This window comes from Aminobacter sp. Y103A (genome assembly GCF_030294925.1).
In the GTDB taxonomy this organism is placed as follows: domain Bacteria; phylum Pseudomonadota; class Alphaproteobacteria; order Rhizobiales; family Rhizobiaceae; genus Aminobacter; species Aminobacter ciceronei.
On the sequence record NZ_AP017986.1, the window covers coordinates 42,832 to 61,710 of the forward strand.

An 18,879-nucleotide genomic window follows, 5' to 3' on the forward strand; every position below is an offset into this window, starting at 1 on the left:
GCATTTCCTCGGGCGCTACGCTGCTGCGGTCGTATCAGGCCTGCGGGCGGCGTTCCGGCACCGGCACGACGGGTGGCAGAATCTCGGCTTCGACAGCCTTGGCCGCCACCGGTGCCTTGGTCAGGATCTTGAGCAGGTTGGCAACCGTCGATTTCATCTCGAGCCGCGACACCACCATGTCGACCATGCCGTGGTCCATCAGGTACTCCGAGCGCTGGAAGCCCTCAGGCAGCTTCTCGCGGATGGTCTGCTCGATGACGCGCGGGCCGGCGAAGCCGATCAGCGCACCGGGCTCGGCAATATGGACGTCGCCCAGCATCGCGTAGGAGGCGGTGACGCCGCCGGTCGTCGGATTGGTCAGCACCACGATATAGGGCAGGCCGGCTTCCTTGAGCCGGTCGACTGCGACAGTCGTGCGTGGCAGCTGCATCAGCGACAAGATGCCTTCCTGCATGCGCGCGCCGCCCGAGGCAGCGAACAGGATCAGCGGACGCTTCTTCTCCAGCGCAACCTCGAAGGCGCGGATGATGGCGTCGCCTGCGGCCATGCCGAGCGAACCGCCCATGAAGGCGAAGTCCTGCACGGTGACGACGACGGGCAGGCCCTCGATCTTGCCGGTGCCCGACAGGATCGCGTCTTCGAGACCGGTCTTGGTCTTGGCGTCCTTGAGGCGGTCGACATAGCGCTTCTCATCGCGGAACTTCAGCGGGTCGGTCACGACCTTGGGGTTCTCGATGATCTCGTAGCGGCCCTCGTCGAAGAAGAAGCGCAGCCGCTCCTTCGCCGAAATCTTCATGTGATGGCCCGAAGACGGGATGACGTACTGGTTTTCCTCGAGGTCCTTGTGGAACACCATCTCGCCGCTCTCGGGATCCTTGATCCAGAGATTGTCGGGCATTTCCCGGCGGCCAAGCATCGAGTTGATCTTGGGGCGGACGTAATTGGTAATCCAGTTCATGGCAGTGGTCCTCTTCGAGCCCAGGACATGGGGTATTTATTGGGCGGGAGCAAGGCGTGCGGCGCGAACGCCTTGGGACAAGCCGGTAACCAGCGTCGCCACGGCTTCGGCCGGGTCGGCGGTCTTTTCACCCTTCGGGCCCAGGACGTTGGCCACGGCATTGACGATCGCTGTGCCGACGACCACGCCGTCGGCCGATGCGCCGATGGTGCGTGCCTGCTCGGCGGTCTTGACGCCGAAGCCGACACAGACGGGGAGATCGGTGTGCGCCTTGATGCGGTTCACCGCCTCCGCCACCTTGGTCGTGTCAGCCAGCGCCGAGCCGGTGATGCCGGTCATCGAGACGTAGTAGACAAAGCCCGACGTGTTTTCGAGCACCTTCGGCAGGCGCTTGTCGTCGGTCGTCGGCGTTGCCAGGCGGATGAAGTTGATGCCGGCCTTGAGTGCAGGGATACACAGTTCGGCGTCCATCTCCGGCGGCAGGTCGACGATGATCAGCCCATCTATACCCGAGGCGACAGCGTCGGTCAGGAAGCGGTCGACGCCGTAGATGTAGATCGGGTTGTAATAGCCCATCATGACGATCGGCGTGTCGTTGTCGCCCTGGCGGAACTCGCGCGCCAGTTTGAGCGTCTTGGCCAGCGTCTGACCGGCCTTCAGCGCGCGCAGGCCGGCGGCCTGGATCGCCGGGCCATCGGCCATCGGGTCGGAAAACGGCATGCCGAGCTCGATGACGTCGCTGCCCGCCTTGGGCAGTGCCTTCATGATCGACAGCGAGGTTTCGTAGTCAGGGTCGCCGCCCATGAAATAGGTCACGAGCGCCGGGCGTCCCTCGGCCTTCAGCTTTGCCATGCGGCGGTCGATGCGGGTGGTCGTCATGATCAGATCTCCATGCCCAGCATCTTGGCCACCGTATGCACGTCCTTGTCGCCACGGCCGGAGAGGTTGACGATCATCACCTTGTCCTTGCCCATCGTAGGCGCAACCTTGACCGCATGCGCGATGGCATGGGCGGATTCGAGCGCCGGGATGATGCCTTCCACCTTGGTGGTCAGCTGGAACGCCTCCAGCGCTTCGTCGTCGAGGATCGGCACATAGTCGACGCGGCCGCTGTCGCGGAGCCAGCTATGTTCGGGGCCAACGCCGGGATAGTCGAGACCGGCGGAGATCGAGTGGCCGTCGAGGATCTGGCCGTCATTGTTCTGCAACAGGTAGGTGCGGTTGCCGTGCAGCACGCCGGGGCGACCAGCGCTCATCGAGGCGCAGTGCTCGATGCCGTCGAGGCCACGTCCGCCGGCTTCGATGCCGACGATCTTGACGCTGCGGTCGTCGAGGAAAGGGTGGAACAGGCCAATGGCGTTCGAGCCGCCGCCGACGGCAGCAACGATCATGTCGGGCAGGCGCCCCTCCTGCTCGAGGATCTGGGCCCGCGCCTCGGTGCCGATCACCGACTGGAAGTCGCGGACGAGCTCGGGATAGGGGTGCGGGCCGGCGGCGGTGCCGATCAGGTAATAGGTGTCGTGCACGTTGGTGACCCAGTCACGCAACGCTTCGTTCATGGCGTCCTTCAGCGTGCCGTGGCCGGCGCTGACCGGGCGCACTTCGGCACCCAAGAGCTTCATGCGGAAGACGTTTGGCTTCTGCCGTTCGACGTCGGTGGCGCCCATATAGACGAAGCAGGGGAAGCCGAAGCGGGCGGCGACGGTTGCGGAAGCAACACCATGCTGGCCGGCGCCGGTTTCGGCGATGATACGGGTCTTGCCCATGCGCTTGGCGAGCAGGATCTGGCCCAGGCAATTGTTGATCTTGTGCGAGCCGGTGTGGTTCAGGTCCTCGCGCTTGAAATAGATCTTGGCGCCGCCCCCGAGGCCCTTCGCCGAGGAAACGTCACGAAGATGCCGGGTCAGGCCTTCGGCGTAGTAGAGCTTGGACGGCCGGCCGGCATAAAAGGTCGACAGCTCGTTGAGTTCCGCCTTGAAGGCCGGGTCGTTCTTGGCCTCGTCCCAGTGGCGCTGCAGGTCGAGGATCAGCGGCATCAGCGTCTCGGCGACGAAACGGCCGCCGAAGATGCCGAACATGCCCTGCTCGTCGGGTCCGGTGCGGAAGGAATTGGGCTCTGCCGGCTGGTTCAAGGCCGATCTCCTTGCGGCTGGAGGCTCACTCAGGCGGCGCTGTCTTCGCGCGCGGCCCGGACGGCCCTGAAGAAATTGTCGATCAGCGCCGCATCCTTGACGCCGGGTGCGCTTTCCACGCCCGAGGAAATGTCGATGCCGGGCGGGTTTGCGAGCCTGAGGGCGTCGCCGATATTGGCGGCGTTCAAACCACCGGAAAGCATGTAATCGACGGAGGCGTCAAGGCCCGCAAGCAACCGCCAGTCGAAGGAAACGCCGTTGCCGCCGGGCAATTCGGACCCCGCGGGCGGTTTGGCGTCGAATAGCAGACGATCGGCGACCTCGCCATAAGGCACGATCGCGTCGAAGTCCTGGGCTTCGCGAATGGAGAAGGCCTTCATCACAGGCAGGCCGTATCGGGCCTTTACGTCAGCCACGCGCTCGGGCGCCTCCTTGCCGTGGAGCTGCAGCATGTCGGGCTTAACGGCAGCCACGATCGCGTCGAGAAAGGCGTCGTCGGCGTCGACCGTGACGGCTACCGCCTCGGCGCGGCCTGTGGCGGACTGGCGCAGCTGCCCGGCGAGAGCGGGCGAGACGTTGCGCGGGCTTTTGGCAAAGAAGATGAACCCGACATGGCTCGCGCCATTGCCTAGAGCGGCGTCGAAGGTTTCAGCGGTGCTGAGGCCGCAGATCTTGATGTCGAGTGCCATGCGCCGGGATTGGCACGAAAAGCCGGCCGAGTCGAGAAAAGCTTGCGAAACATCGCGGTCAGGAAGCGACGCGCGGCACGGGAAAAATGGGCGATCGCCAGGCGACGCTGATGTGCGGCGATCGCCCGGAAGCGGTTGTAGTCGATTGTGTCGTGCGCTGACGGAACTGATGCGGGGTGGTGCTGACGGGACGTCATGGCTGGGTCCTCGGTGAAACCATGCCCGAGACGTATCATTTCCAGGTCTGTACATAATCAGCTATCCTGTTGGTGCATTCATGAACTGAGATCAGCAATATGGCGTCATCCGAAGACATGAAGGCCTTTGTGCGGATCGTCGATCTCGGCTCCTTCGCCAAAGCCGCCGACGACCTGCGCATCACGCCGTCGGCCCTGTCGAAACTGGTGTCGCGGCTCGAGGACCGGCTCGGTGTCCGATTGCTGACGCGCACGACACGCCGGCTGGCGCTGACCTCGGAGGGCACGCTGTTCCTCGAGCGGGCGCGCGAGGTGCTCGAACTCATCGATCTCGCTGAAGCCGACGTCGCGTCGGCGCGCGCCAGGCCCAAGGGGCTCCTGCGCGTCAATTCCAGCACCGGCTTCGCGCGCCAGACACTGCTGCACGCCATTCCGGAGTTTCTCAGGCGCTACCCCGAAGTGACTGTCGATCTCAGCCTCACTGACAAGCTTATCGATCCGGTCGCCGAGCAAGTCGATGTCGTCCTGCGCGGCAGCCCGACATCAGGGTCCGACATGGTGGCTCGCCAGCTGGCCGAAAGCCGCCGGGTGATCTGCGCAGCACCGTCCTATCTGGCGCGTGCCGGTACGCCATGTTCGGCAACCGAACTTACCGGTCACAACTGCATTCCGCTTTCGGGTCAGTCGTCGATGACGACATGGCCGCTGGCGAGTGGCGACGATCTCGTGCGCTTCCAGCCCTCCGGCAACTTCGGTTGCGACAATGTCGGCATGCTGTTCGACCTCGCCGTCCAGGGCCATGGCATCGTGCGGCTGGCGGATTTTGTCGTTGGCCAGGCGGTTCGCGAAGGCCGGTTGATCGAAATCCTCGCAGACATCAACCGCTCGGACCCGATCTCGCTCTGGGCCGTCATGCCCAAGGGTCGTTTCCGCGCGCCACGGGTTCAGGCGTTTCTGGATTTCATGGGAGAGTGGTTGGAGGCGTAGTCACCCCTTGTGGGGAGGGTCGGACCGCAGGGGTAGCGATCAGCGAGCGCTTCGTCGGATGGTGGGCGCTTCCAACCGCCGCCCGCCGCTTCGCGTCGACCTTCCCCACAAGCGGGAGGGTAGGCCCTACTCACTCAAACACGATCGCCTGCAGTGCTCCGCCATTGCGCTTGAGCCACGCCTTGCAGCGCTCGGTGTCGGGGCAGAGTTCTTCGCACAGCTTCCAGAATTTCGGGCCGTGGTTCATCTCGCGGAGATGTGCGACCTCGTGGGCGACGAGGTAGTTGATGACAGGCGTCGGCGCCATCATGATGCGCCACGAGAACGACAGAACCCCATCAGAGGTGCAGGAGCCCCAGCGGCTGGTCGTGTCGCGGAAGCGGATCGCCTTGGCGCGGCGCCCGGCGGCCTCGCTGTGCCTGGCCACCATCGCTTCGATGTCGCGCTTGGCCTCGCGCTTGAGGAAGTCGGCGATGCGGCGCGGCAAATGCGTCCGGTCGCCATGGACGACGAGCGTCGGCCCGCTTTCGTCCTGCGACTGGCGCACGGTGCCGCGCGTTCCGCCTTCGTGGATGATGAGATGCGGTACACCGCGGATCGGAATCTTGATGCCGGGACGCACCTGCGGCCGGTCGGGCACCTTGGCGAGGCGCTGTTCCAGCCAACCCTGATGACGGTCGAGAAAGCGGTCGACCTCGCCCTGGCGCAGGCCGGGCGGCACGGTGATGCGCAGGCCGCGGCCGCCGGCGTCGATGCGCAAAGTCAGCCGCCGCGCCCGGTCGTTCTCGACGATCCTGAGCGGCAGCGTGCGGCCGGCCACGACATGGTCCCGTTCCAGGACGGGTGTCGGCGCCGGCTTGGTCAGCTTGCGGAAGAAGCCAAAGGACATGGTGCGAGACTAGATGATTCGAGTGACAACGGCGCAATAGAAACGCCGGCGCAATAGAAACGGCGCCGCGATCACGGCGCCGTTGGCATTCAGCGACTTGGGGTGGCCTCAGTCGTCAAGCAGGCCCGACTTGCCGCCCTTCTTGGGCGTGACGGTCGGAGCCGTCGGCTTGTTGCGGTTGGCCATGAAGCGGTCGAAGTCGTCCTGGTCCTTGGCCCGGCGCAGTTCGCGGGCATAGGCGTCGAATTCGTCGCGCATCTCGTCGAGCTTGCGACGCTCTTCGTTCAGGCGCTCGAGTTCCTTCTCACGCCAGTCGTCGAAGGCGACGTTGCCGGTCTGGGTGTTGGCACGGTAGGAAGCCTTGCGGCAGCCGGCGAAGATGCCGTCGGTCGCACGGTTGACGTCGCGCTTGAAACCGTCAAGCCGGTCGCCCCAGATGATGTAGGCAAGCATGGCGAGGCCGAGCGGCCAGAACACCATGAAGCCGATCACCATCAACGCGATGGTTGCCGGCGTCCAAGCCGGACGGATCAGTGCAGTCGTGTTCATAGTAGATTGCCGTTCCTTTGTTCGAGGCAGCAGGGGAAAAATGCTGCTCACATCGACATGGGAAAGCAAAAATGGCGATTCAAGACGACGCCGGCCAAAACCGGACAAGGCTTTGGGAAAGCTAGCCTTTTTTGAAGTTCTCGAGCACCAGCACGACAAGCCCTGCGACCAGTCCCCAGAAGGCCGAGCCGACGCCGAGCAAAGTCAGCCCCGATGCGGTGACGACGAAAGCGATCGTCGCCGCCATGCGGTGATGGTCGTCCTTGAGCGCAATGGCGAGTGCATTGGCCAGCGACGACACCAACCCGAGCCCGGCAACAAGCACGATCAAGCTCGGCGGCAGCACGGCAAACACCGCCACCAGAGACGCGCCGAACGCGGCGAAGACAAGATAGGCGAGCGCATAGAATGGCCCGGTCTTCCAGCGCTCCTTCATGTCGGGGTGCACGTCTGGACCGGTGCAGATCGCAGCCGAGATCGCGGCGAGGTTGGTGGTCGAGGCGCCGAATGGCGCCGACAGCACCGAAAGCAGCCCGGTCACCCCGATCAGCGGGCCGGGCTCGGGGTTGTAGCCGGCGGCGCGCAGCACGGCGAGGCCGGACAGGTTCTGCGAGGCCATGGTGACGAGATAGAGCGGCAGCGCCAGGCCGATCGTCGCGGTCAGCGTGAATTCGGGCGCGATCAGCGTCAGTGTCGACAGTTCCGGCACGGGCAGAGTGCCGACGCGGCCGGTGAGGAATGCAGCAAGCCCGCCGCCAACCAGCACCACCAGCACCGACAATGCCGGATTGTAGAGCCGGACCAGGAAGAACGCGCCGATCAGCGGCAGGATCAGCCACGGGTCAGTGGGCACGGCCTTGGCGGCATTGATGGCGAAGGTGACGACGATGCCGGCCAGCATGCCCGAGGCGACGGAGGCCGGGATGCGCGAGATCAGCTGCGTCAGCGGCTTGATCAGCCCGGTCAGCACCAGGAGCACGCCTGTCACCAGGAAGGCGCCGACAGCCTCGTTGATGGTAAAGCCGCTGCTCGCGGCGATCAGCGCCGCACCCGGCGTCGACCAGGCCGAGATGACCGGCATTCTGGTCCGCCAAGACAGCCAGGCCGTCTCGAAGGCCATGGCGAGGCAGATGGCGGTGACCCAGCTCGCCGTCTGCACCTGCGTCGCGCCGACCGCGTCGGCGGCGGCGACGATGATGGCGAGTGTACTGCCGAAGCCGACGATGGCCGCGACAAAGGCCGAGATCGGGATCGAGATGCGCATCGGCTCAGCCGGCCCGCGCGATGGTTTCGCCGACTGCGCGGGTCAGCAGCTCGAGATCCTGGGGCCGTGACAGGCGATGATCGCCGTTTGGCACCAGCGACAGCGTTGCGTCGTCGGCGGGCAGAAGGCTCATCAGCTTCAGCGCATGGCTGTGCGGCACGTCGGGGTCGGCAAGGCCCTGGATGATGTGGACGGGGCAATGGGTGTGGATCGGCCCTGTCATGACGAGGTTGTTGCGGCCGTCCTCGATCAGCGCGCGGGTGTAGATATAGGGCTCCGGCGAATAGTCCGACGGTTCCTCGAAATAGCCTTTCTTGGCCAGGTCCCTGCGCTGGGCCTCGGTCAGTTCGGGCTCGATCAACTCGGCGGTGAAGTCCGGCGCCGGCGCCAGCAGCACCAGTCCGGCGACGCGGTCACCCTCGCCCGCTTTGTTTAGCTCGGCGTTCATCCTGAGCGCGATCCAGGCGCCCATCGACGAGCCGACGAGCACCTGCGGCCCTGTCGTGAACGCGCGGAACACCGCAAGGCTTTCGGCCAGCCACCTGGAGATCGTGCCGTCGGCAAAGGCGCCGCCGCTCTCACCATGGCCGGAATAGTCGTGGCGCAGGAAGGCGCGCCCTTCGCCCGCCGCCCACGCGGCCAGAGCCTCGGCCTTGGTGCCCAGCATGTCGGACTTGTAGCCGCCGAGCCAGACCACGCCCGGCGCCTGGCCCGGCTGGTACCTCAAGGCGATACGGTTGCCTTCGACCTCGATGAAGTCCGGTGCGCTTGCAGTCATGTCAAATCCCCTTGGCTGGGACTTGTGGCACAGCCGGCCTGATGCGGAAAGTGCCCCAAGAATCGTTATTTTGGGGCAGTTCGCATGCGCAGAAGCAGGTGATTTGTTGCGAGTGCTGTGTTATTGACTTCGCCCGCGCGCTACCCACATTGGCGCGTCAGACATTCAACAACGTCAATGGCTCGAGGAGACCACGACCATTCGCAGACCTTTTAAAGCAGCCGCGCCTACCAAGGACGGCCCGCGTTCCAACCGTGACATCCGGGTTCCCCGGGTCCAACTGATCGACGTCGACGGTTCGAACCGTGGCGATGTTTCCATCAACGACGCACTCCTGGCCGCCGAAGAGGCAGGCCTCGATCTCGTAGAGATTTCCCCCAACGCCACGCCGCCCGTCGTCAAGATCCTTGACCTCGGCAAGCTGAAATACGCCAACCAGAAGAAGGCGGCCGAGGCGCGCAAGAACCAGAAGGTCATCGAGATCAAGGAGATCAAGATGCGCCCGAACATCGACAGCCATGACTACGAGACCAAGATGAAGGCGGTGCGACGCTTCTTCGAGGAAGGCGACAAGGTCAAGCTGACGTTGCGTTTCCGTGGCCGCGAAATGGCGCATATGGAACTCGGCATGCAGCTTCTCAACAAGGTGCGCGAGGAAGTCGCCACCATCGCCAAGGTCGAAGCCGAGCCCAAGCTCGAAGGCCGTCAGATGATGATGGTGCTGGCGCCACGCTGATGCCATGTTGCGCGCCCAGACGGGCGCGCAATGCACCGATGCCCCGGCATCCGCCGGGGCTATTTTCCCCGACAGTGGTGCCAAAAGGCTGACCTGCCCGCGCAGGGCGGCTGGAGTGTTTGGCCGCATGAGCAACGACGACACATCAGGCCTGGGCCGGTACCAGAGCATGCGCCGCCTCGTGTTGGCCGTGCTGATCGTTGCGATGTTCGCGGCCTTGCTGTTCGGCCAGTCGACCTTTCCGCCCGACACCACCGTCCACGAAGTCGTCGAGATGGTCGGCATCCTTTTGATCTTCCTCGGCATCGTCGGCCGCCTGTGGTGCACGCTCTATATCGGCGGGCGCAAATCGGGTGAGGTCGTCACCGGCGGGCCCTATTCGATGACCCGCAACCCGCTCTACGTCTTTTCGACGCTGGCGGCCGCCGGCGTCGGCGCGCAGATGGGGTCGATCGTCGCCACGATCGGCTTTGCCGTACTGTGCGCGCTGGCCTTCCATGTGGTCATTCTGCGTGAGGAGCGGCATCTCGAAGCGCTTTTCGGCGCCGCCTACAAGGCCTATGTCGAAAGGGTGCCGCGTTTCTTCCCGAAGCTCTCGCTCTATCAGGAAGGCGACACTGGCAGTTTCCGGCCCAAGCTTTTGCTCAACACCTTGCTCGACGGCCTGGTGTTTCTCGTCGCCCTGCCCGTTTTCGAGCTGATCGACCACGCCCAGGTCACCGGCGCGCTACCGGTGCTGTTCCGCCTCCCCTGAGGCCGCGGAAACATTGCGGTTGCGGCCGTTTCAGGGTGTTGCACTGCGCCAAACTTCCGCGTATATAGCCGCGTCCCAGAACCGCCCGGCAGGGCATGCCGTGGCGGTTTCATTTGCTTTTCGGGCTTTGGTCGGCCTGAAAACAACAACATGAAGGGATTTCGAAGCACTTTCGGGTGCCGCGGGATCCTGAAGAACGGAGTAGCAAAATGCCCAAGATGAAGACCAAATCGGCTGCCAAGAAGCGGTTCAAGGTTACCGCGACTGGCAAGGTCCTGGCGGCTGCCGCAGGCAAGCGCCATGGCATGATCAAGCGTTCCAACAAGTTCATTCGCGATGCTCGCGGCACGATGGTTCTGGCTGAACCGGATGCCAAGAAGGTCATCAAGAATTTTCTGCCGAACGGCCTCTGAGCCCGGCCTGGACAACGTTTAAGGAGATCATGACATGGCACGCGTCAAAAGGGGCGTAACCGCCCACGCCAAGCACAAGAAGGTTCTCGAGCAGGCCAAGGGTTTCTACGGCCGCCGCAAGAACACCATCCGCATTGCCAAGCAGGCGGTGGAAAAGTCGAAGCAGTACGCTTACCGCGACCGCAAGAACCGCAAGCGCAACTTCCGCGCCCTGTGGGTCCAGCGCATCAACGCCGCGGTCCGCGAGCACGGCCTGACATATGGCCGCTTCATCGACGGCCTGAACAAGGCCAACATCGAGATCGATCGCAAGATCCTCTCCGACATGGCTATCCATGAGCCGCAGGCATTCGCCGCACTCGTGGCCAAGGCCAAGGTTGCTCTTGAGTACCTCAAGAACACCACGCCAAATGCTTTTGAAAGCGCTGTAGCTTAACCAGCGCCTTCCCAAGCATCACAGACTTGATTTGGGGAACCCGCGCTGGCACGGCTGGCGCGGGTTTTTCTTTTGCCGCAACGAACGGCCGCAGGGCCGCAACGGAACTGGACCATGAGCGATCTTGAAACTCTCGAACAATCGCTGCTGAGCGACATCGCTTCGGCCTCCGACGAGCAGGCGGTCGAGGCGGTGCGCGTCGCCGCCCTCGGCAAGAAGGGCTCGGTCTCGGAGATGCTGAAGACCCTCGGCGCGATGAGCGCCGAAGAGCGCCAGACCAAGGGGCCGGCGATCAACGGCCTGAAGAACCGGGTCACCGACGCGCTCTCGGCCCGCAAGAGCGAGTTGCGCGATGTCGCCATTACCGCCCGCCTCGTCGCCGAGAAGATCGATGTCACCTTGCCGGTGCGTCAGTCGCCGGCCGAGCGCGGCCGCATCCATCCAATCAGCCAGGTCATCGACGAGATCGCGGCGATTTTTGGCGACCTCGGCTTTGCCATCGCCGAAGGTCCCGATGTCGAGACCGACCACTACAATTTCACCGCGCTCAACTTCCCCGTCGGCCACCCGGCGCGCGAGATGCACGACACGTTCTTCTTCCCGCCCGACCAGAATGGCGAGCGCAAGCTTTTGCGCACCCACACCTCGCCGGTGCAGATCCGCACCATGGAGACGCAGAAGCCGCCGATCCGCATCGTCATTCCCGGCAAGACCTATCGCCAGGATTCGGACGCCACGCACTCGCCGATGTTCCATCAGGTCGAGGGCCTGGTGATCGACAAGACCGCCAACATCGCCAACATGAAGTGGGTGCTGGAGGAGTTCTGCAAGGCGTTCTTCGAGGTCCCCTCGGTCACGATGCGCTTCCGTCCGTCCTTCTTCCCGTTCACCGAGCCGAGCCTCGAGGTCGACATCCAATGCGACCGTTCGCGTCCCGGCGAAGTACGTTTCGGCGAAGGCAACGACTGGATGGAGATCCTCGGCTGCGGCATGGTGCACCCGAACGTGCTGCGCCATGGCGGCCTCGATCCCGACGAGTATCAGGGCTTCGCCTGGGGCATGGGTATCGACCGCATCGCCATGCTGAAATACGGCATGCCCGATCTGCGCGCTTTCTTCGACGCCGATGTCCGCTGGCTCCAGCACTATGGCTTCCGCCCGCTCGACATGCCGACCCTGTTCGGTGGCCTGAGCGCATGAGTGACGCTGCCGACCGATATGCCGGTGCGGTGACCTTCGCCTTCGGCGACAGCCCGGAGCTCGCCGACGAGCTGCTGGCGCTGGTGCTGTCAGGGCGTAAGACCGCGACCTGCGGCGCCTTGCGCGACTACGGCGGCGCTGAGCCGGTGCCCGAGGTCGGCCGCAGGGATGTCGTGCTCGACGGCCAGGGCCGCCGTGCCGCTGTCATCGAAACCGTCGAGGCGATCCAGCGCCGCTTCGACGAGGTCGATGCGGAGTTTGCCGCCGCGGAAGGCGAGGGTGACCTGTCCTATGAATATTGGCGTCAGGCCCACGAGGCCTATTTCGCCCGCAATGGCGGCTTTTCGCCTGACATGATTTTGGTTTGTGAGCGGTTCCGGGTGGTGGAAGTGCTCGACCGCAACGACACGAAACGAGTGAACCCATGAAATTCACCCTCTCCTGGCTCAAGGATCATCTCGACACCGACGCCTCGCTCGACCAGATCGTCGAGCGCCTGACGTCGATCGGCCTCGAAGTTGAGTCCGTCGACGACAAGGCGGCCCTCAAGCCTTTCGTCATTGCCAAGGTGCTGACGGCAAACAGGCATCCCGACGCCGACAAGCTGCAGGTTCTCACCGTCGACACCGGTGACGGCAAGCCCGTCCAGGTGGTCTGCGGCGCGCCCAATGCACGGGCCGGGCTGATCGGCGCCTTCGCCGCTCCCGGCGCCTATGTGCCCGGCATCGACGTGACGCTGTCGGTCGGCAAGATCCGCGGCGTTGAAAGCCACGGCATGATGTGCTCCGAGCGCGAGCTTCAGCTGTCGGATGAGCATAATGGCATCATCGACCTGCCGGCTGATGCGCCGGTCGGCACGTCCTTCGCGGCCTACGCGCATCTCGACGACCCGGTCATCGAGATCAACCTGACGCCGAACCGTCCCGACGCCACCAGCGTCCATGGCATCGCCCGCGATCTCGCGGCGTCCGGCCTCGGCACGCTCAAGGGCGGTAAGGTCGAGCCGGTCGCCGGTGATGGCGAATGCCCGGTCAAGGTGTCGATCGAGGCGCCGGAGCTCTGCCCGGGTTTCGCGCTGCGCCTTGTGCGCGGCGTCAAGAACGGTCCCTCGCCCAAATGGATGCAGCAGCGCCTGCTGGCCATCGGCCTCAGGCCCATCAACGCGCTGGTCGACATCACCAATTACGTCACCTTCGACCATGGCCGTCCGCTGCACGTCTTCGACGCCAGCAAGGTTGCCGGCAATCTCGTCGTCCGCCGTGGCCGCGAAGGCGACAAGGTGCTGGCGCTCGACGGCCGCGAATACGCGCTGACATCGGAGATGTGCGTCATCGCGGATGACAATGGCGTCGAATCCATCGCCGGCGTCATGGGCGGCGAGCATTCGGGCTGCGACGAGAACACGACGGACGTGCTGATCGAGTCGGCGCTGTGGGCCCCGCTCAACGTCGCCCGTACCGGCCGCACGCTCGGCATCATCACCGATGCGCGCTACCGCTTCGAGCGTGGTGTCGACCCCGAATTCATGGTTCCGGGTGTCGAGCTGGCAACGAAGCTGGTGCTGGAACTCTGCGGTGGCCAGCCGACCAGGACCGATGTGACAGGTTATGCCGGTCACACGGCCAAGGTCGTCTCCTTGCCATTGTCCGAGGTCAAGCGCCTGACCGGTATCGAGGTGCCGAAGGCCGAGAGCCTCGACATCCTCACCCGCCTCGGCTTTGGCGTGAGCGGCGATGGCGACGTCGTCGAGGTTTCCGTGCCGTCCTGGCGTCCCGACGTCGACGGCAAGGCCGACCTGGTCGAGGAGGTCATGCGCATCCACGGCGTCGACAACATCGCGCCGCAGCCGCTGGGCGCGCATGACGCCGTCAACGGCAAGATCCTGACCACGCTGCAGATTCGCACCCGCTCGGCGCGGCGCGCGCTCGCCGTGCGCGGCATGATGGAGGCCGTCACCTGGTCGTTCATCCCGGCCAGGCACGCCGAGCTGTTCGGCGGCGGCCAGGACAGCCTCAAGCTGTCGAACCCGATCGCAGCGGACATGTCCGACATGCGGCCGTCGCTGCTGCCCGGCCTGATCGCCGCTGCCCAGCGCAATGCCGACCGCGGCCTCGGCGACGTCGCCCTGTTCGAGGTCTCCGGCACCTATGAGAACGACACGGCCGAAGGCCAGCGTCGCGTCGCCTCTGGTATCCGCCGCGGCACCGCCAAGCTTGAGGGCTCGGGCCGCAACTGGTCGGGCAATGCCGGCAATGTCGGCGTATTCGACGCCAAGGCCGATGCCATCGCCGCACTCGAAGCCTGCGGCGCACCCGTCGATCGGCTGCAGATCGAGACCGGCGCGCCGGCATGGTATCACCCGGGCCGCTCGGGCGTGATCAAGCTCGGCCCCAAGGTCGTGCTCGGCGCCTTCGGCGAATTCCATCCGAGGACGCTCGAAGGCCTCGACGTGTCGGGCCCGCTCTGCGGCTTCGAGGTCTATGTTGATGCCATCCCCGAACCCAAGGCCAAGCCGACCAAGACCAAGCCGAAGCTCGAATTGTCGGCCTTCCAGGCCGTAAAGCGCGACTTCGCCTTCGTCGTCGACAAGGCGGTCGAGGCCGGCACATTGACGCGTGCCGCCCTCGCCGCCGACAAGAAGCTGATCACGGGCGTCTCGGTCTTCGACGTCTTCGAAGGCGCATCGCTCGGCGAAGGCAAGAAGTCGATCGCCATCGAGGTGTCGATCCAGCCGGTCGAGAAGACGCTGACCGACCAGGATTTCGAGGCGCTCGCGGCGCGCATCGTCGAGAACGTCAAGAAGCAGACCGGCGGCGCGCTCAGGAGCTGATCGTTCTCGGGGTGCAGGATGGAGCATCTGCGATACAAGGGCCTGCCGTTTGAAGACCAGCGGCAGGTCCTGCTCGATATCCTCCTTGCCGACCCGATCGTCCGTCCGGCACTCGCCGTGGCCGAGAAACTCGCTCTGCCACAGTGGATGCTGGTTTCGGGTGCGCTCTACAACAGCGTCTGGAACCATCTGACCGGCCGCCCCGCCGGGCACGGCATCAAGGATCTCGACCTGTTCTATTTCGACGGCGCCGACCTCTCCTGGGAGGCCGAAGACGTGCATATCCGCCGGGGCAACGAGGCCTTTGCGCATCTGCCGCTGCCGGTCGAGATCCGAAACCAGGCCCGCGTGCATCTCTGGTTCGAGGATCATTTCGGCTCGCCGCGCGCTCCGCTCGGGTCGAGCGCCGAGTCGCTCGAGCATTTCGCTTCGCGCACCCATGCAGTCGGCCTCGCCCTTGTCGACGGCGCTGCGCGGGTCTGGGCGCCGTTCGGCCTCGACGATGTTTTTGCCTTCCGGATCACGCCCAATCATCGCAACGACAACCGCGCCACCCACGAGGCCAAGGGCCGGCGCGCCAGGGAGATGTGGCCGGAGGTCACCGTCTTGGACTGGTAGGCCTCTGTTCCGGGACGAATTCCGCTCCAGATTCGTTGTGCGACCGAGGTGCCGTCGATGCTGCGCAACACCACTACCCGCTACGGCTGGGCGGCGATCGTCCTGCACTGGCTGATCGCGGCTCTGTTCATCGGCCAGTTCGCGCTCGGGCTGGTCATGGTCCGCATGACCAGCCAACGCACCTCCTTCGAGCTGATCCAGCTGCACAAGTCCTTCGGCTTCCTGCTGCTCGGGCTGGTGCTGCTCCGCATCGGCTGGCGGCTCGGCAACCTGAGCCCCGAGCTGCCCGACGAAGTCGACCCGCTGGAGCGCAAGGCAGCACCCACGGTGCATCTCCTGCTCTATGCCGCGCAGCTCGTCGTGCCGCTGTCCGGCTGGGCGCTGGTGTCGGTTTCGGTACTCGAAATCCCGTCGGTGCCGTTCAATCTTTTCGTCATGCCGCATCTGCCGTTGCAGGTTTCCGATGCGGCCGAGACATTCTGGGTCTTCGGCCACAAATGGCTGGCCTATGCCGGCATCGCGCTGGTTGTGCTGCACATTCTGGCGGCGCTCCGGCACCATTTCTGGCTGCGTGATGTCGTGCTGGTTCGGATGATCTCGCCATTTTTCGCGAGGTCCCCACGAAAGCCGGAATAGCAGCTGCAATCCGTTCGTTTGTCTCGGTGCATGGCCCGGATGGGCCTTGCCATCAGGGAGCATGATGAGATGTCCGTGCATGTTTTTGGGCGTGTTTTGGGCGCTGCAGCCCTCATTGCGGTCGGTCTGCTCGGCGACACTGCCTCGGCGGTGGCGCTGTCCGATGCGGCCGGGCGCTATGCCGTTTCCAACAACGGTTCGAGCATCCGCTTTGCCATCGGCAAGATCGGCGGCGGCGGGCTCTCCGGCGCTTTCGGCCAGTTCAAGGGGACGATCCGCATCGACGGCGGCGACATTGCCCGTTCGAAGGTCGACATCACCATCTTTCCCGAAAGCGTCGGCACCGGTCAGGGCCGTATCGACGCCTTCCTGAAGTCGGACGCCGTCTTCGACGTCGCCAATTCACGTGAGATCACCTTCCGCTCGACCAGTGTCCGGCGCACCGGCGACAATTCGGCTGTCATCACCGGCCAGCTGACGGCGCGCGGCCACACCAACACCGAAAAGTTCACCGCCGAGCTGCAGGGCCTGAAGGGCGGACAGATCCGTTTCCGGGTCAGCGGCCAGGTGTTCCGCTCGCGTTACCAGATGGATGTCGGCACGCCGATCTATTCCAACATCGTTGCCTTCGACATGGAGTTCAGTGGCCGCCGCGGCTAAACAAGATAGGCTCTGGCATTTGGCGGCGGCTTCCGCCAATCTCCCGAAGCGGGCAATTGGGCCAGCTTTTTCCTTGTGTCCGGAGGCCAGATGTTTCGTTGGGGCGTACTTTCGACAGCCAAGATCGGCCGTGACCAGCTGTTGCCGGCGATCGCCGATTCCGACAATGGCGTGCTGGCCGCGGTCGCCAGCCGCGACGTCGGCAAGGCGCGAGCCCTGGCCGACCGCTTCGGCGCAGCACATGCCTTCGGCTCCTATGACGCGCTGCTTGCCTCCGACACCGTCGACGGCGTCTACATTCCGCTGCCGACCTCGCAACATCTCGAATGGGCGGCAAAGGCGGCCGAGGCCGGGAAGCACGTGCTGGTCGAAAAGCCGTTGGCGCTGAAGGCCGAGGACATCGCGCCGCTGATCGCCATCCGCGACCGCAACAAGGTGATCGTCTCTGAAGCCTTCATGGTCACCTATCATCCGCAATGGCTGAAGGTGCGCGACCTGATCGCAGCCGGGGCCATCGGCAAGCTCAAGCACGTCCAGGGCGCGTTTTCCTATTTCAACGTCGACCCCAACAACATGCGCAACCAGCTCGATCTCGGCGGCGGCGCCCTGCCCGATATAGGCGTCTACCCGACGGTCACGACGCGCTTTTCGACCGGCAAGGAGCCGGTGCGGGTGCAGGCGAGCATCGAACGCGACCCGAAATTCGGTACCGACATCTACTCCAGCGTCCGCGCCGATTTCGGCGATTTCGAACTTTCCTTTTATCTCTCGACCCAGCTCGCCAACCGCCAGCTGATGGTCTTCCACGGCGACAAGGGCTTCATCGAGATCCATGCGCCGTTCAATGCCGGGCTCTACGACCATCACCGCGTCGAGCTGCACAATGCCGGCCACAACGAGGCGACGGTGTTCCGCTTCCCCGGCGCTCAGCAGTACCGGCTGCAGGTCGAGACCTTTGTCCGCGCAGCGCAAGGGGGTGGAGACCACGTCTTCTCGCTCGAGCAGTCGGTGCTCAACCAGAAGGTCATCGATGCCATCTTCCGCGCCGGCGACCGTGACGGCTGGGAGGAGGTCTAGGCCATTGGGCCTCCGGGCTTTCGAGCCTGCCCACCATCGGCCGGGCGAAGGCTGTCGTTTGCGCCATGCTGTGCTAGGGAGCGCCGCATGAAGTCGGACAATGAAGGCGCGCGGCGATGATTCCCTGGGTAGTGCTCGACACGGCGAAGATTCCCGGCGGCGGCGAACTGCGGCTCAAGCAGCGCGGCACCGAGTTCTCGATCATGCTCGGCAGCAACGAGCTGATGAACAGCCGGCTGAGCGGCTCCGAGGAAGCGCTGGCCAAACTCGCCCATGAGCGCATCGGTGGCCGTTCCAAGCCCAACATCCTGATCGGCGGCCTCGGCATGGGTTTCACCTTGCGCGCAGCCCTTGCCTTGTTCGGCCGGGATGCCCGCATCGTCGTCGCCGAACTGGTATCAGAGGTCATCGCCTGGGCGCGCGGGCCGATGGCCGAACTCTTCGCCGGCTGCCTCGACGACCCGCGCGTCGAAATAGTGGAGGGCGATGTCGGCAAGCTCATCCGCGATGGCATGGGCGACTATGACGCCATTCTGCTCGACGTCGACAACGGTCCCGAGGGCCTGTCGCGCGACGCCAATGACAGCCTTTACAACTATACCGGGCTCTATGCTGCGAAGACCGCGCTGAAGCCGGGCGGCGTGCTGATCGTCTGGTCGCAAGGCCCCGACAAGTCGTTTTCGCGGCGCTTGCATGAAAGCGGCTTCGTAACCGACGAGGTCAAGGTCCGTGCCAGCACCAAGGGCAGCGGCGCTCGCCATGTCGTCTGGGTGGCGGCCAATCGCGGCGCGACGGCGGTGAAGGGGCGGAGATAGGGCGGCGCCCCTTCTTCAGTGTTGATGGGAAGTCACTCACTCCGGGTGAGCGAAGCGACACCCGGGCGCGATTGATCGGTTCGGCCACCCATGAAGCCAAGTTGCGATCCTTCGCACCCCTCTGGCCTGCCGGCCATCTCCCACACAAGGAGGGAGATTGGTCTCGTCGCCGGCGGTGCTCATCCTGCTGTATTGCAGGGATAAGCTTTGCGGCCTTATCGATTGGTCGCGGCGCCGATGACAGCTAAGATCGCCTGCAGG

21 protein-coding genes are annotated in these 18,879 nt (G+C 64.6%); 13 read left to right on the forward strand and 8 right to left on the reverse strand.

Translation table 11 applies throughout. From position 1 onward, the window contains the following. Positions 1-34 precede the first annotated feature (34 nt). Genes accD through Amn_RS00235 form a run of 4 tightly spaced genes read right to left on the reverse strand, consistent with a single transcriptional unit; the run spans position 35 to position 3,779 of the window. Positions 35-958 carry an acetyl-CoA carboxylase, carboxyltransferase subunit beta gene (gene accD, locus Amn_RS00220; protein ID WP_067955728.1) on the reverse strand — a complete coding sequence of 308 codons (924 nt, stop codon included), beginning with the start codon at positions 956-958 and terminating at the stop codon, positions 35-37. 36 nt (positions 959-994) lie between these two features. Further along, the gene (gene trpA, locus Amn_RS00225) at positions 995-1,837 is read right to left on the reverse strand and encodes a tryptophan synthase subunit alpha (protein WP_067955727.1); all 843 of its coding nucleotides are present in this window, start codon (positions 1,835-1,837) and stop codon (positions 995-997) included. A 2-nt stretch (positions 1,838-1,839) separates the two neighbouring features. Next, positions 1,840-3,090, reverse strand: a complete 1,251-nt coding sequence (gene trpB / locus Amn_RS00230) for a tryptophan synthase subunit beta (protein ID WP_067955725.1) — start codon at positions 3,088-3,090, stop codon at positions 1,840-1,842. Positions 3,091-3,119: 29 nt separating this feature from the next. Next, the gene (locus tag Amn_RS00235) at positions 3,120-3,779 is read right to left on the reverse strand and encodes a phosphoribosylanthranilate isomerase (protein ID WP_067955723.1); all 660 of its coding nucleotides are present in this window, start codon (positions 3,777-3,779) and stop codon (positions 3,120-3,122) included. A gap of 296 nt (positions 3,780-4,075) precedes the next feature. Between Amn_RS00235 and Amn_RS00240 the strand changes: the two genes are divergently transcribed. Then, positions 4,076-4,963 (forward strand): LysR family transcriptional regulator, encoded by an 888-nt coding sequence (locus tag Amn_RS00240; protein ID WP_246340766.1) that lies wholly within the window; start codon positions 4,076-4,078, stop codon positions 4,961-4,963. Positions 4,964-5,093: 130 nt separating this feature from the next. Here Amn_RS00240 and Amn_RS00245 read toward each other — a convergent pair whose 3' ends face one another. From Amn_RS00245 to Amn_RS00260, 4 genes are all read right to left on the reverse strand, one after another. After that, positions 5,094-5,852 carry a M48 family metallopeptidase gene (locus Amn_RS00245; protein ID WP_067955721.1) on the reverse strand — a complete coding sequence of 253 codons (759 nt, stop codon included), beginning with the start codon at positions 5,850-5,852 and terminating at the stop codon, positions 5,094-5,096. A 108-nt stretch (positions 5,853-5,960) separates the two neighbouring features. Continuing rightward, positions 5,961-6,401, reverse strand: coding sequence for a DUF2852 domain-containing protein (locus Amn_RS00250; protein ID WP_067955719.1), 441 nt, complete (start codon positions 6,399-6,401; stop codon positions 5,961-5,963). 121 nt (positions 6,402-6,522) lie between these two features. Then, a complete protein-coding gene (locus tag Amn_RS00255) occupies positions 6,523-7,665 on the reverse strand; it encodes a benzoate/H(+) symporter BenE family transporter (protein WP_182574467.1) in 1,143 nt (380 codons plus the stop codon). A 4-nt stretch (positions 7,666-7,669) separates the two neighbouring features. Beyond that, positions 7,670-8,443 carry an alpha/beta hydrolase gene (locus Amn_RS00260; protein ID WP_067955716.1) on the reverse strand — a complete coding sequence of 258 codons (774 nt, stop codon included), beginning with the start codon at positions 8,441-8,443 and terminating at the stop codon, positions 7,670-7,672. Positions 8,444-8,642: 199 nt separating this feature from the next. Between Amn_RS00260 and infC the strand changes: the two genes are divergently transcribed. The 12 genes from infC to Amn_RS00320 all read left to right on the forward strand — a co-directional run bounded on the left by infC (position 8,643) and on the right by Amn_RS00320 (position 18,618). Then, positions 8,643-9,179, forward strand: coding sequence for a translation initiation factor IF-3 (gene infC, locus Amn_RS00265; protein WP_040457142.1), 537 nt, complete (start codon positions 8,643-8,645; stop codon positions 9,177-9,179). Between the two features lie 127 nt (positions 9,180-9,306). Continuing rightward, positions 9,307-9,933: a methyltransferase family protein gene (locus Amn_RS00270; RefSeq protein WP_067965876.1), complete on the forward strand. Its 627-nt coding sequence runs from the start codon at positions 9,307-9,309 to the stop codon at positions 9,931-9,933. 209 nt (positions 9,934-10,142) lie between these two features. Beyond that, positions 10,143-10,346, forward strand: coding sequence for a 50S ribosomal protein L35 (rpmI, locus tag Amn_RS00275; protein ID WP_018430570.1), 204 nt, complete (start codon positions 10,143-10,145; stop codon positions 10,344-10,346). A gap of 34 nt (positions 10,347-10,380) precedes the next feature. Next, positions 10,381-10,782 (forward strand): 50S ribosomal protein L20, encoded by a 402-nt coding sequence (rplT, locus tag Amn_RS00280; protein ID WP_067955711.1) that lies wholly within the window; start codon positions 10,381-10,383, stop codon positions 10,780-10,782. A 114-nt stretch (positions 10,783-10,896) separates the two neighbouring features. After that, complete coding sequence (gene pheS, locus Amn_RS00285) at positions 10,897-11,982, forward strand: phenylalanine--tRNA ligase subunit alpha (protein WP_286294227.1); 1,086 nt, start codon at positions 10,897-10,899, stop codon at positions 11,980-11,982. Continuing rightward, complete coding sequence (locus tag Amn_RS00290) at positions 11,979-12,410, forward strand: ASCH domain-containing protein (RefSeq protein WP_067955708.1); 432 nt, start codon at positions 11,979-11,981, stop codon at positions 12,408-12,410. Before pheS ends, Amn_RS00290 begins: the two co-directional genes overlap by 4 nt. Beyond that, a complete protein-coding gene (pheT, locus tag Amn_RS00295) occupies positions 12,407-14,812 on the forward strand; it encodes a phenylalanine--tRNA ligase subunit beta (RefSeq protein ID WP_154385269.1) in 2,406 nt (801 codons plus the stop codon). Before Amn_RS00290 ends, pheT begins: the two co-directional genes overlap by 4 nt. An 18-nt stretch (positions 14,813-14,830) precedes the next feature. After that, positions 14,831-15,430 carry a nucleotidyltransferase family protein gene (locus tag Amn_RS00300; protein WP_067955703.1) on the forward strand — a complete coding sequence of 200 codons (600 nt, stop codon included), beginning with the start codon at positions 14,831-14,833 and terminating at the stop codon, positions 15,428-15,430. 57 nt (positions 15,431-15,487) lie between these two features. Further along, positions 15,488-16,066, forward strand: a complete 579-nt coding sequence (locus tag Amn_RS00305) for a cytochrome b (protein WP_067965874.1) — start codon at positions 15,488-15,490, stop codon at positions 16,064-16,066. 69 nt (positions 16,067-16,135) lie between these two features. Then, positions 16,136-16,726: a YceI family protein gene (locus tag Amn_RS00310; protein WP_067965872.1), complete on the forward strand. Its 591-nt coding sequence runs from the start codon at positions 16,136-16,138 to the stop codon at positions 16,724-16,726. A gap of 90 nt (positions 16,727-16,816) precedes the next feature. Continuing rightward, positions 16,817-17,803, forward strand: coding sequence for a Gfo/Idh/MocA family protein (locus Amn_RS00315; protein ID WP_067955701.1), 987 nt, complete (start codon positions 16,817-16,819; stop codon positions 17,801-17,803). A gap of 116 nt (positions 17,804-17,919) precedes the next feature. Next, complete coding sequence (locus tag Amn_RS00320) at positions 17,920-18,618, forward strand: spermidine synthase (protein ID WP_067955699.1); 699 nt, start codon at positions 17,920-17,922, stop codon at positions 18,616-18,618. The last annotated feature ends 261 nt before the right edge of the window (positions 18,619-18,879 follow it).